The organism is Vibrio sp. M250220 (assembly GCF_036533795.1).
Lineage (GTDB): Bacteria > Pseudomonadota > Gammaproteobacteria > Enterobacterales > Vibrionaceae > Vibrio.
This window is the reverse complement of sequence record NZ_JATABI010000038.1, coordinates 1-13205: the sequence shown is the minus strand read 5'-3', so window position 1 is coordinate 13205 and position 13205 is coordinate 1. Positions and strand designations below refer to the sequence as shown.

The window sequence follows — 13205 nt, the reverse complement described above, 5'->3', positions numbered from 1 at the left end:
GCAAATAATTAGCCCTGCTTCTCGCTGGGGAAACAGGGCCATTTAAGTCTTGTTTTGCTGCTACTATTTAAACGGGGCAAAACAAACTGTCATCGAACGTTATAGGGTACTTAGGAAACCATTGATCTTATCTTCGTGATGCTTGATGGTTTCTTGCGTTGGGATAACCGAATCTTTATGCGTGAAGTAAACCAAGATAGCCATTTGAGCCGTCAGACGGTTTTCAGCTTCATCGAATGCCACGGAGTATCCACTCTCTAGTGCGCCACGAGTCACTTCTTCTTTGTCGTTTGCTGGCAAGCAGTGAAGAAGCATTGCGCCAGGACGAGCTTTTGCCATCAGCTCTTCAGTGATGACGTAGTCCGGCATAAATGCCGCCAAGCGCTCTTCTTTCTCGTCCATCTGAGTCACCCAGTAGAAGCTGTCGCCGTAAACCACATCACAATCACTGATACGTTCCACGTCATCGGTAATTTCAATCGTACCGCCAGACTCTTCACAGAAGTTGAGCGCCATATCAATCCATTCTTGCTCCATATGGTACTTCTTAGGGCCAATTTGCTTAAAGCCCATACCATATTTTGCACAAGTCAGCATCAAAGAACGACACACATCCGTAGCATCACCCATAAACGCCAGCGTTAAGTCAGATAGCTTACGTCCGTCGGTAATATGCTCTCTGATGGTGTATAGGTCAGCCAGCATCTGGGTTGGGTGGAAACGTGTATCAAGGCCATTGATAACCGGCACTGTCGACATGTTTAGCAAACCATCCAAGGTTTCAGGGCTATTGGTACGAGCCATGATGACGTCACACATACGTGATAGAACGCGAGAGGTATCATCAATCGACTCTTTACCTCCTAGGTGAATATCTTTCGGCGAAAGGAACAGCGCGTGACCACCCAGTAAAGTTGCGGCTACCTCAAACGATACGCGAGTTCGTGTAGAGCCCGCTTCGAAGATCATACCCACTGACTTGCCTTTAAACAGTTGTGGAATCGCATTGTCTTTACGTGCCTGCTTTAGGTACGTCATTAACTCCATCATGTTATCCATCTCTTCAACAGAGAAGTCTTTCATTGATACCATGTGCTCAAGGTTTGCTTTGTTCAGTTCAGTCGCGCTAGAAGAAGGTAATTTCATAATATATTCCTATTTTTCGTCGTTTCACGGTGTCGTTTAAGTCGATCTCGTGATGATTTCGTTTCGGTTGGATTTAAACTTTGTTGTTGCTGTTTTTATGTTTGAGGCGATGACCTCAGGTTATATTCTTGGTACTTGCTGAGTAATGCAGTGGATATTGCCGCCACCGAGCAAGATCTCTCGCGCTGGAATGCCATTAACCTCATAACCTGGGTAGAGCTCTTCTAGGATTTCAATCACGTCGTCGTCATAGCGTTTATCCAGCAATGGCAATACTATTTGCTTATTGGTAATCAGATAGTTGGCGTAGGATGCCGCTAATCGCTCACCCGCTTCACGTTCCATCCCTTCTGCAATATCAATCCCTGCTGCTTCATCAGTAGACATATACAAAGGACCTGGCATTGGCAGCTTGTGTACTTTGATTTCTCGCCCTTTAGCATCGGTTTGGCTTGTGATGTAGTCATACGCTTCTCGGCTGATTTCATACTGAGGATCGTTTTCATCATCACACCAAGTCAGCACGACTTCGCCCGGCTTAACCACATGTAAGATGTTGTCTACATGGCCATTGGTTTCATCATTATAGAGACCACGAGGTAACCAAATCACTTTCTGAATATTGAGGTATTCACACAGCACTTTGGTCAGCTCTTCTTTACTCAAGTCTGGATTACGGCTTTCATGCAATAAGCACTCTTCCGTTGTATAAAGCGTGCCTTCACCATCCACATGGATTGAGCCACCTTCCAATACGATAGGTGCTCGATATCTTGAGTCTCGGATGGTTTCACACATTTTTTGTGCGACTTGATTGTCTCTGTTCCAAGGTGAATACAAACCATCAACGAAACCACCCCAAGCATTAAATTCCCAGTCAACTCCGCGACGCTCTCCCTTATCATCAACGACGTATGTCGCGCCAATATCACGCATCCATGAGTCATCGGTTGAGACTTCTAGAACTCGAATATCTTCAGGTAAGCGAGACACCGCGTTATCGTATTGAGTTGAGCTCGCGAGCATCGTCACTGGTGTAGTTTTACTGATCTGCTCGGCAACCTCCGAGAACACTTTCTGCGCTGGTTTCGCTCCGTCGCGCCAGTTATCTGTACGCTCTGGCCATGCCATCCAAATTTCATTGTGTGGCTCATGCTCACCAGGCATTCTGAAACCATCATGTTTTGGTGTGGTATCAATAACTTTCTTCATTGCTCTATCCTCCAACTTAAGCTTGAGCTTGTTTATTTTCTGCAGTGTCGCCAGAGCTATCCTCTTGCTCGCTTTGTGCTTTTTTGTGCTTGAGAGCCCCCAACAAAATCCATTCACCAATCAAGACTGTCGCGATAACACCAATCAAAACTGGCCCTGTGTATCCCCAATCTGCCACCGTGAGATCGAGTGCCTCAGGGAAGATAAATAGAACCACCGCTTGGAAAATCACGAAGAAGCACACAATCGACATCAGCCATTGAGCGGGCATACCTCCCGGCACTTTGAATGGGCGCTCACGTTGGCCATCAACCACACGCAGCTTCAGATACGCTGGGAACATGAACAGATAAGGAAGTAAGAAAATGCAGCTTGAGAAAGCGAAGATAGACCAGAACAGATCATCGTTACCTTGAGCAAACAACGCGTACGACAAGATGACAACCGTTGAGACTATGCCTGTAATGTTGTTCGCGCCAATTGGAGAACCCTTCTCTGATACTTTTGCCACTGGAGCAGGCAGTTCACCTTCTTGAGCCGCTTCTGCTGCCGCACGGCTTGCCCCCATCGTCCAACTCACCATGTTGCCGATAAGCGTGAGTAGAGCGAACGTGCCAAAGACGTAAACCATTGCCGTGCCAAACGGACCTTCACCAAATAAGGTTTTAAAGGTGTCGATCAGGCCAGCCACAAGTCCAATGCTTTCGACGGGTAACGCCATCAAAATTCCAACAGTACCGAAGATGTATAGGAAAGCGGTGATACCGATGGAAAGGAAAACAGCCTTAGGCATGTCACGGACGTCTTTCATCTCTTTGGTCATCGTCGCGACAAGCTCGAAGCCCATCAGGTTGAAAACAATGGCTGGTAGAAAAGAGACCGCTGAATCTAATGAAGGCATCATTGCAGGCAAAGTGAACTCATTGGCAACGCCGTTTTTCATCGCGTAGATAAATCCGCCTACACCTAAGGTGCTGATTACGATTATTTTTAATACCGCGCCAATGTTCGTTACCCACACGCCAATATCAGCAGAAACATTACAAATCCATACCGTTAGCCAAGTCAACAAGATACAAATTGCGATCTGCCCCCATAGCGACAAGCCCGGCATAAACAGCTCTGCGAACATACCCGCGAACATGATGTAGACAGCAGGCATCCACAAGCCTACGTTGATCCAATAAAACCAAGTGGTTCTTACTGCCCATTTAAAGTTGAAAGCTTGTTTTACCCAATCGTAAATCCCCCCTTCTCCTGGATAGGCGGTGCTTAACTCTGAAGTGATTAGTCCGTAGGGAATAACAAAGAAGACCAGCATTAGCACCCACCAGCCAATAGCGCTAACGCCAATACTTGCTGACGCGGTTAATGTGTCGACTACTAGCACAGCACACAGTGTAAAGAGTGCTATCCCAGTGACCCCCATTTTTCCTTGCGTTTCGTTGCTCATCGCTTAGCTCCTTAATATCTCATTCGGAACTTATTAAACGGCAAAGCGATGATGTGAACTGGGATGAAAACTGAATATCGGTTTTGAGCGAATGAACTCAAATTGCAAGTGAAATAGAACCGACAAAAACTGGATAAAAAACAACCAAACACTGAATGATTGATTTTCATCAACAAAAACACTGTTTATTTATTGAGCACCTTGAATTGAAAACAAGATCACATATCCGCTTGAATTATCGATTATTTTCACTTTCTGTGACGGGGTGGCAACTAAATAGACCCACTTTTGAGCAGAAATCGAATTGTGATTTTTATCGCCAATAGTACTCTGATATTTCAATAGAGTATCTCCATCTTACGTGGCTTTTAGCCAATCATTATTTGGAGATTAAGAGATGTTGAAGCCTATTATTGTTGTTGCGGTCGGTGGCAATGCGCTACTGCAACGCGGAGAAGTAATGAGCTGTGAAAACCAGCAAAAGAGTATTGAGCAAACAGCAAGTTCATTAGCAGCCCTGAGTAAAGATTATCGCTTGGTTATCGTGCACGGTAATGGCCCTCAAGTGGGATTACTCTCTCTACAGAATGATGCTTATAAAGAGTGCCCGCCGTATCCGTTTGATGTATTAGGCGCTGAAACCCAAGGTATGATCGGCTACTTAATTCAACAGGGGTTAAATGCTGCCATCGAAGACCGCTTTACCACCACAATACTGACGCGCATCGTTGTTGATGAAAATGACCCAGCCATCGCTGACCCAAGCAAATTTATTGGACCTGTTTATACCGAGCAGCAAGCTAAATTGCTGGCTGAAGCCAATAATTGGATCGTAAAACCAGACGGTGTGCATTGGCGCCGCGTTGTTCCATCTCCTGCGCCTAAAGAGGTGCTAGAAATAAAAGCGATTAAAGACTTACTTGAGAAAGAGCACCTTATTATTTGTGGCGGCGGCGGCGGCGCTCCTGTTATCGAAAAAGATGGTGCCTATGTCGGTTTTGAAGCTGTGATTGATAAAGATATGACAGCCGCACTTATTGCCGAAGAAATTGGCGCAGAGCACTTACTGATCTTAACTGATGGGACTCATGTTTGTTTGGATTGGGGCACGCCACAAGAACAAAAGCTAGAAAGAGTATCGGTTAACGAGATGAAGGGATATCACTTTCCTGCCGGTTCGATGGGGCCAAAAGTCGATGCATGCTGCCAATTTGTGGAAAAGACCGGGCAACATGGTCATATCGGCGATCTTTCCTGCGCACTCGAAATCATAGAAGGGAAATCAGGCACACATATCCAAGCGTAGTTTTGATCAAGATCGATTTTTTCCACGAATATCCAAACACTCGAAACATAAGGGTTGATGACATCAAACTTCATATTGACAGAATTGATTTTTGACAATCAACCCTCTATTTTGAAATCTGCTTTGACAATAAGTGACGACAGTTTTATGCGAAAAGTAACTACAAAAGAGAAACTTACAAAAATTCATAACGCCGTTACTCAACTAATGGAAAGGCGAGAAGCTACTGATATCTCTATGTACGATGTGGCAAAAGAATGCGGTATGGCCACCTCGACCGTCTATCACCACTACCCGAACATCGAGAATCTATTCCATAGCTTATTAGACGATGTGTTTACTGATTTCGACTCACTACTTGGTCAATGTATCGATGCCGAAAAAGTCACGCATTGGACTGATATTAACCGTATGATCGAAACCGCCTATGTGGACTACTACAACAATAATCCAATCGCGAGAAAGCTGATTTTAGGTCGCCATACTTTTACTGAACTTGGTCACGCTGACACCAAACATGATTTAACATTGGGTAAAGAAGTCGAAGCAATCTATCGTCAATTCTTCGATGTCCCCCTGTTTACCCAACCCATCAATGTATTCGCTATTTCACTGCAAGTCGCCGACAAGATATATTCACTGTCTTACCATGAACATGGCTATATTACCCCTGAACTCGCTAACGAAGCCCTTCGTTTAACGGAGTCTTACCTTCAGCTTTATATTCCGCATATTTGTCAGAAGTCGGTTTGGGGCGGTTAAGTAAGTTAAATTGCTGTACAAAAAATGTTCATGAAAACCCCTTAAGCAAATCACTCAAAATAAGTCCTCGAACGATGCCTCAGTGAATGATTAACCTATAGTCTCCAGCCATTTCACCAATAGGGTAAAGCATGATGCGATAACAAAGATCCAGATGCCAATGCAATTAACCCATCAATCGAGTTCCAATTTCGTAGGACATTTGATAGTTCCATTTCATATACCCTTGTTCGTCGTAATATTTATCTAAATCCTTAGCTAATTGCTTGTCAATAAATACAATTCTTCCAATATTCCCTAATGAAGCCATGGCTAACATAATGGTACCGAGCACACACCAAATAACAAAACACCAAAATATAAGCACTGTAAATAAGGCAAATACTAATTTAAATGTAATCATCTAGGATCTTCCTGATTAGCTTCAACCTGATCTTTCCCCCACTGATAAGCAATATACATAATATCACCAGTAGCTTTGCCTAACATTGAGCCACCAGATATTGTGAACATCCAGTTGGTCATTCTCGGGGAAAACGGTATCAGGCGTGAGTACATCGGTTGAGCCGTCAGGTGTCCAGGTAATGGTGATACCATTACAATAAAGGGTTGCCCTTGCTGCACCGCCTCACGCTTCGCTACACGATCACCGTATGCGCTTCCTTCGCCCGTTTTTATACCAACGACTTGTTACTTGCCATTTTCATCGGTGTACATATTGAAGCGTATCCGCCCCATGATCCCACAGGGCGATGCTACTAATGTTTGAAGTTCCAAGGTAGGAGCGCATCGATATCTGGCTCCGCTTTCGCCAGCTCTTTCATACACTTGACCATGTAGTCGTAGAGGATGAGTCCATTGGCTTTCGCGGTCTCGACGAGACTGTAAAGCATAGCACTCGCTGATTGGTCGAGAAGAGCCAGATGGTATGACCTTATATACTTAACATTCACCTATGGTGTGTTTTTGGAGGTCTCTGATATGGCAAATGTTAACAATTACTCGGCTTATGTAGGGCTTGATGTTCATAAAGACACTATTGCAGTTGCAATAGCGAGTCCTGAACGACAGGGAGAGGTAAGGTTTTGGGGTACATATCCTCATCCAAAGATTCTGTCATTAGGCTGATGAAGAAGCTTATGAAGCTACACCCCTCATTTCTAGCCTGCTATGAAGCCGGGCCTACTGGTTATGGTATTTATCGGCTTTTACTGAGTTTGAATATCGATTGTACTGTTGTTGCCCCTTCTCGAATTCCTAAAATTTCTACCAATAAGATAAAGAATGATCATCGAGATGCTGTCGCACTTGCTCGGCTTCTTCGTGCTGGCGAACTCGTTGAAGTATGGGTTCCGGATATTACTCATGAGGCGATGAGAGATTTGATCCGTGCACGAAGCTGCTCAAAGAAAGATGAAAAAGTCGCTAAACAACGTATCCAGAGTATTCTTCTTAGGACAGGTAAGCGATATGACAAAAAAATGTGGACTGTCAGGCATCGAATATGGCTGGCAAATCAGTCATTCCCACTCCCATCCCAACAAATTGCGTACGAGCATTATCGACAAAGCCTTGAGCAAATAGAAAACCGAATCACACAGCTTGACCAAGAGATTGATCGATTACTTCCAGATTGGTCGCTCTATAATCTTGTTAACCAATTACAAGCTTTGAAAGGTGTCGGTCGGACTATTGCTATTTCAGTTGTTGCTGAATTGGGAGATTTTTCTCGATTTAGTAATCCCAAGCAAATCATGGCGTTTCTAGGGCTGATCCCTGGCGAGTGTTCAAGCGGCACCAAAGTTAGAAAAGCCGGAATAACTAAGGTTGGCAACGTAGAACTTAGGCGCTTGTTATATGAAGCAGCATGGAGCTATAGAACGAAGGCAAAAGTTGGCAACTGGTTAGTCACCTACCGCCCAGATAGTGTCTGCCAAGAAGCTAAGGATATTTCTTGGAAAGCACAGCTGCGGTTATGTTTCCGTTATCGAAGTTTGCTTGCTAGAGGGAAAAGATCACAAGTGGCCATTACTGCTGTAGCCAGAGAGCTGCTTGGGTTTATGTGGGATATTGCTGTAACCATACAACCTCAAAAAGTTTAAAATTTGCTTGAAAGTAAAGACGCTCAAGGTGAGTAATCCTCGTCAAGAATTTAAGTCGACCATTTGGTTAGATACTAGCAGCCAGAAAGAGGTAAGCTCATTACGAAAACCATGTTGGGGTTAATGATCCCCGAATAAGAGTGTGTATACCCCTGATCATTGAAAATGCTTGATTTTATTTAGAATCAGTATCATGCTACGAACCATGAAAATTACACTGACTTCTCAACAGAAACTGCAACTCGAACAAATGCACGACATTGAACGTGATAGTCGAGTTTGCGACCGTATTAAAGCGGTTTTGCTGGCTTCTGAAGGCTGGAGTCAGACTATGATTTCACAAGCTCTTCGTATTCATGAATCGACCGTTGCACGTCACCTCAGTGACTACGTACTTTCTGAAAAACTTAAGCCTGAGAATGGCGGAAGCCAAAGCAAGCTTTCCGCTATTCAAACCATGCACCTAATCGAGCATTTGTCTGAGAAAACCTATTCTCATACTCATCAAATTGTCGCCTACGTTAAAGAGACATTTGGACTTGATTATACTGTTTCTGGTATGAACAAATGGCTTCACCACAATGGTTTTAGCTACAAGCAACCGAAAGGCATACCACACAAGTTTGATGAAGCAAAACAGCAAGCATTCATAGAGGCATATGAAGCGCTAAAGGCAAGCTGTGGCGAGGATGAATCGATAGTCTTTATCGATGCAGTTCACCCAACACTATCAACAAAAATATCGCATGGCTGGATACGTACTGGTCAGGATAAAGTGATTGAAACAACGGGTAATCGTAGCCGATTGAACATTATTGGCGCACTGAACCTGTCGGATATTGGTGCAACCATTGTTCACGCCTATGAGAGCATTAACAATGAATCGATTGTTCGTTTTTTCTGTAAGTTAAGAGAGAGTTATCCGTTAACCCATAAGCTTCATACCATTTTAGATGGTGCGGGGTATCACCGCAGTGACTTAGTCAAAGATGCGGCGTTTGTCCTGAATATTGAACTGCATTATCTTCCACCTTACAGTCCAAACCTCAACCCAATAGAGTGGCTATGGAAAGTAATGAATGAGAAGTCGAGGAACAACGTCTATTTCAAAAGAAAACGGGATTTCAAGGTGGAAATAGACCAATTTTTTGCTGTGACTCTTCCAGAGATCGCAGGCTCTTTGATATCTAGAATTAATGATAATTTCCAGGTTCTCAAACCTGCATCTTCAAGTTGATTCGGTATAAAGGACTCTATTTTTAGAGCCATTTTTTATTTAACTGTCTATAAGCAAACAGTAATGGTTTGGTTTTACTTGGCGTTGTTGTCTAATTATTACCCACTGTTTAGTATAGAAAATTCTACTTCGCTCGTTATAAGGATACTCAATGACTTCGGAGACGATTGCACTAACCCTCGCTAGTGTTGGCTTACTGGGTTTGATTTGCCAATGGGTTGCATGGCAGCTAAAACTTCCCGCTATTTTGTTTCTACTCATAGCAGGCTTGTTAGTGGGGCCTGTACTTGGTCTATTTTCTCCTCAAGAAGCGTTGGGGGATCTATTTTTTCCAGTTATCTCTTTAGCGGTTGCAGTGATTCTTTTTGAAGGCAGCTTGACGCTCAATTTTAAGCAGATCAAAGGGATAAGTAAGAGTGTTTGGAGCATAGTAACGATCGGCGCTGTGGTGTCATTGATTATTACTACCGTGGCGACGCATTATTTATTAGGCCTAGATTGGGCGCTGGCATTTTTGTTCGGGAGCCTGACGGTGGTCACTGGGCCAACCGTGATAGTTCCCTTGCTACGAACGGTCAGACCGAGCTCGAAGCTCGCCAATATTTTGCGTTGGGAAGGGATACTTATTGATCCTCTAGGCGCGCTGTTTGTAGTGATGGTATACGAGTTCATTGTCTCGCACAGTCAAATGCACAGTTTGGCGGTATTTGGTTTGATTGTGGTGATTGGCTTTTCTGTCGGCATCGCCGCAGGTGTGTTGGTTGCATCTATGATACGGCGCCACTGGCTACCAGAGTACTTACAGCCTTTTGCTGTGCTGACCATCTTGTTAGGCGTGTTTGCCTTATCCAATTACCTAGCACACGAATCGGGTCTATTGACAGTAACCGTGATGGGTATTTGGCTGGCGAACGCCAAAGGCGTCAACATCAGTCATATCCTCCACTTTAAAGAAAACCTGACCATTTTGTTTATTTCTGGCTTATTCATTCTGCTCGCTGCTAGGGTTGAGTTGAGTGACTTTGCTCAGCTTGGGTGGGCAGCTTTGGCGCTGTTTATCGTGATTCAGTTGGTGTCGCGCCCAGCTTCCATTTTCTTATCCACCTTGCGCAGCAATTTAGAAATTAAAGAGAAAGCATTTCTTGCTTGGGTGGCACCTAGAGGTATTGTTGCAGCAGCGGTGTCGTCTCTATTTGCCATTAAGCTAACTCAGCAAAATGTTGAGCAAGCCAACCTACTTGTCCCACTTATCTTTATGGTCATCATCGGTACCGTGGTGCTGCAAAGTGCCACCGCTCGTCCGATTGCCAATCTGCTTGGGGTCGCTGAGCCAGCACCAAGAGGCTTTTTAATCGTTGGCGCGAACGATGTGGCGAGAGCATTGGGTAAAGCGATTCAAACTTACGGTTGTCGCGTGCTTATGTCAGATACCAACTGGGATTATGTTAGTAAAGCACGTATGGGTGGTTTTGACAGCTATTATGGCAACCCGACTTCAAGTCATGCCGATGAGTACCTTGATTTGATTGGGATAGGGCAAGTGTTGGCAGTTACGCCCGATCAGCACTTAAACTCGGTGGCGAGCGTACATTTCTCGAATGAATTTGGGTATCGTAAGGTGTTTAGCCTGCAAGATAAAAAAGAGCAGGAGAGGTTGGATAAGCATAGCCATAATTCGGAACACGCCTACTCCTTGCTACTCGGAGGCACGACTAGTTACAAAAAGCTCGCGAGTCTGATTAGCCAAGGCGCAGAAATAAAACACACTAAGCTGAGTGATAGCTTTGGTTACGAGGATTACCAAGAGCAGTATAAATCAGCGACAGTGGTGCCATTGTTTACGGTTAACAGCAAGCAGCACATTCAAATGCTTGCTCAAGCTGATGAAACGGTACCAGTGAGCGGTGATATTGTCGTTTCTTTGGTGAAAGAGTGTTAACGATCTTAGAGTGATTTCTTTTTAGTGCCTATTTCAGCGATTTGTGATGTATAGCCGTCTCCACTTTTGCTCTAACGCAATTAAGCTCTTCTCGACCAATCTAATGGAGCTGAAGCGATACAGTATCGTCGAGACAGCGAAAGCCAACGGCCTTATCCTCTACGACTACATGGTCAAGTGCATGAAAGAGCTGGCGAAAGCAGAGCCAGATATCGAAGCACTCCTGCCTTGGAACTTCAAGCACTAGCAAATCGCCCCGTGGGATCATGGGGCGGATACGGTGTACATACTGAAACGGACACGCATCGTAACTTTGCTGAATGTACGTTGATTTCACACAACTACGGTTACATTAATTTTTCTACAAAAGATAAGGAAGGAACTAGAAGCCAGCTCCATATCCCAATACTATTAATCCACATAAACAATCTGAACCATTTAGATTTAGTTGTTACTCTATGTCTTATAAATGGGTAGGCTAGCCAGTAACCAAACAATCTAGTCCCTATAGAATAGGACATTTGGTAGTTCCATTTCATATACCCTTGGTCGTCGTAATATTTATCTAAATCCTTAGCTACCTGCTTATCAATAAATACAATTTTTTCAATGCTTCCTAGTGAGACCATTGCACTCATAATTACTGCGGGAACAGACCATATGATCACATATACAGCTAGTATGCCTGTAATAATAGTATAAGCATGTTCAAAAAAATTACTCAAAGCCAATCCTCTACAAGCTCTTCACTCGATTCTTTAAGGTCGATGACCTTTTCATAAAGGATATCACCAAAGGTTTTTCCAATAGCCGTACCAGTGATTCCACCAACCACTCCTCCTGCAACAAAAGCACCAATTAAAGCAATTGCTAACACAGGCGCAGAGGTAACTCCTACAATACCCAATACTAATAGCGTGCCAGCAGCAGCGATATTTCCGCTGGTGGTTCCCCCAGCAACGGTCGATACGTGAATACGAAGAGCTTGAGAAATCAAGCATCTTCAATGATTACGGGTATATACTCCTTTTTTTGATAATGTACCCTTTCAATATCATCAGACCCTACTCTATACACTACTTGTGTAGAAACCCCTCTCTCATCTGTATACTCATCCATTGCGCCGACTCTCCCGAGAACAGGGATATTTTTCTCAGGCCGTTCATTTGACGGTAAACCAAGAACATTTCTTACCTGAAAACGGTTTTCTACCAAATTAAGCTCATCCTCATAAAAAGCTGAGTTAGTCACGACAACAGTAGTTAGCTCATAAGTTTGGCGATCAAACCTAAACTCGATACCAGATGAGCCAACACATATGTAAAATGCATCACTATTAGAGTTCAATACTTCTGGAACATTACCACCAATCAAAGCTAAAAAGTTCGCCTGTTTTAGTAATTCATTGTATTTTTTTCCGAGAAATTTTTTGTACGCGCTCATTTAATACCAACCATTTTTAATATTAATTTCATGTAGTTGAGTTCTGGCCTTTTCTAAATCTTCATCACTATAGCCTTCATTTTTCAAACACTCTTTAATAGCGTCAAAATTAGAGTCAACCGCCGATTTTATATCCATTGCATCAATTTTCTGCTTATCAGCCTGATTTCTACCACCGTATGTTTCACTACACTTTCGATGAACCTCCTGAGGTATAGCAATTGCAGCAGTATTAATTAACGTACGTTCTTCCTCTTTAGTAAGAGCTTGCCCCTGCAATGCACTTTCTGTTGCTCTTCTTAAAGCAGCCTGAGATGGAATATGGTCAATATCCATACCATCTTTTTTACTTTTAGGTGCTAACTCACCGTAAGTTCCGACTTCCAATGGCTTTACTTTTGGTTTATTGAAGACTAAATAAAGAGGAGGGAGCCCAGCATCCGCAGGGAAGGTGACAATATATTCGACTAGATCTTCTTCTGGGTAGAGAACCGTGCCAATTTCTTGCTCGTGCTCTTCAATTGGGTGAACCAAGATATTGTGAACATCCACTTGGTCATTCTCGGGGAGGACGGTATCAGGTGTGAGTACATCCGTTGAGCCGT

Annotated in this window: 12 protein-coding genes and 4 pseudogenes; 6 read left to right on the top strand and 10 right to left on the bottom strand. The window is 43.7% G+C overall.

The genetic code is table 11. The annotated features are described in order from the left end of the window. Positions 1-99: 99 nt before the first annotated feature. From argF to QTN94_RS13480, 3 genes are all read right to left on the bottom strand, one after another. Entirely contained in the window at positions 100-1146 is a 1047-nt protein-coding gene (gene argF / locus QTN94_RS13490) for an ornithine carbamoyltransferase (protein ID WP_331418083.1), read from the bottom strand. A gap of 120 nt (positions 1147-1266) precedes the next feature. After that, the gene (gene aguA, locus QTN94_RS13485) at positions 1267-2358 is read right to left on the bottom strand and encodes an agmatine deiminase (RefSeq protein WP_138972094.1); all 1092 of its coding nucleotides are present in this window, start codon (positions 2356-2358) and stop codon (positions 1267-1269) included. Between the two features lie 16 nt (positions 2359-2374). Then, positions 2375-3811 carry an APC family permease gene (locus QTN94_RS13480; RefSeq protein ID WP_331427913.1) on the bottom strand — a complete coding sequence of 479 codons (1437 nt, stop codon included), beginning with the start codon at positions 3809-3811 and terminating at the stop codon, positions 2375-2377. Positions 3812-4208: 397 nt separating this feature from the next. Between QTN94_RS13480 and arcC the strand changes: the two genes are divergently transcribed. Next, a complete protein-coding gene (arcC, locus tag QTN94_RS13475) occupies positions 4209-5117 on the top strand; it encodes a carbamate kinase (protein WP_331427912.1) in 909 nt (302 codons plus the stop codon). Positions 5118-5264: 147 nt separating this feature from the next. Continuing rightward, entirely contained in the window at positions 5265-5879 is a 615-nt protein-coding gene (locus QTN94_RS13470; RefSeq protein ID WP_331427911.1) for a TetR/AcrR family transcriptional regulator, read from the top strand. Between the two features lie 166 nt (positions 5880-6045). On the opposite strand, the gene QTN94_RS13465 is transcribed toward QTN94_RS13470, so the two are convergent. The 3 genes and pseudogenes from QTN94_RS13465 to QTN94_RS13455 form a co-directional block, all read right to left on the bottom strand. Further along, entirely contained in the window at positions 6046-6282 is a 237-nt protein-coding gene (locus QTN94_RS13465) for a hypothetical protein (RefSeq protein WP_331427910.1), read from the bottom strand. Positions 6283-6375: 93 nt separating this feature from the next. Continuing rightward, positions 6376-6611: pseudogene (locus QTN94_RS13460) on the bottom strand (S-type pyocin domain-containing protein); the annotation flags it as partial. A gap of 26 nt (positions 6612-6637) precedes the next feature. Then, positions 6638-6781, bottom strand: a pseudogene (locus tag QTN94_RS13455) (transposase domain-containing protein); the annotation flags it as partial. 79 nt (positions 6782-6860) lie between these two features. On the opposite strand from QTN94_RS13455, the pseudogene QTN94_RS13450 reads away from it, so the two are divergent. The 4 genes and pseudogenes from QTN94_RS13450 to QTN94_RS13435 all read left to right on the top strand — a co-directional run. Further along, positions 6861-7981: pseudogene (locus tag QTN94_RS13450) on the top strand (IS110 family transposase). 205 nt (positions 7982-8186) lie between these two features. Further along, a complete protein-coding gene (locus QTN94_RS13445; protein ID WP_331427909.1) occupies positions 8187-9218 on the top strand; it encodes an IS630 family transposase in 1032 nt (343 codons plus the stop codon). Positions 9219-9369: 151 nt separating this feature from the next. Continuing rightward, entirely contained in the window at positions 9370-11157 is a 1788-nt protein-coding gene (locus QTN94_RS13440; RefSeq protein WP_331417855.1) for a cation:proton antiporter, read from the top strand. Positions 11158-11242: 85 nt separating this feature from the next. Beyond that, positions 11243-11404, top strand: a pseudogene (locus tag QTN94_RS13435) (transposase domain-containing protein); the annotation flags it as partial. Between the two features lie 100 nt (positions 11405-11504). On the opposite strand, the gene QTN94_RS13430 reads toward QTN94_RS13435, so the two are convergent. From QTN94_RS13430 to QTN94_RS13415, 4 genes are all read right to left on the bottom strand, one after another. Beyond that, positions 11505-11882, bottom strand: a complete 378-nt coding sequence (locus QTN94_RS13430) for a hypothetical protein (RefSeq protein ID WP_443088793.1) — start codon at positions 11880-11882, stop codon at positions 11505-11507. Continuing rightward, positions 11879-12154, bottom strand: coding sequence for a hypothetical protein (locus tag QTN94_RS13425; RefSeq protein WP_331427908.1), 276 nt, complete (start codon positions 12152-12154; stop codon positions 11879-11881). Before QTN94_RS13425 ends, QTN94_RS13430 begins: the two co-directional genes overlap by 4 nt. Next, positions 12151-12600, bottom strand: coding sequence for a hypothetical protein (locus tag QTN94_RS13420; RefSeq protein WP_331427907.1), 450 nt, complete (start codon positions 12598-12600; stop codon positions 12151-12153). The genes QTN94_RS13425 and QTN94_RS13420 overlap by 4 nt, the downstream gene beginning before the upstream one ends. Continuing rightward, positions 12601-13205: S-type pyocin domain-containing protein (locus QTN94_RS13415; protein ID WP_331427906.1), on the bottom strand; the 605-nt coding region annotated here is incomplete at its 5' end.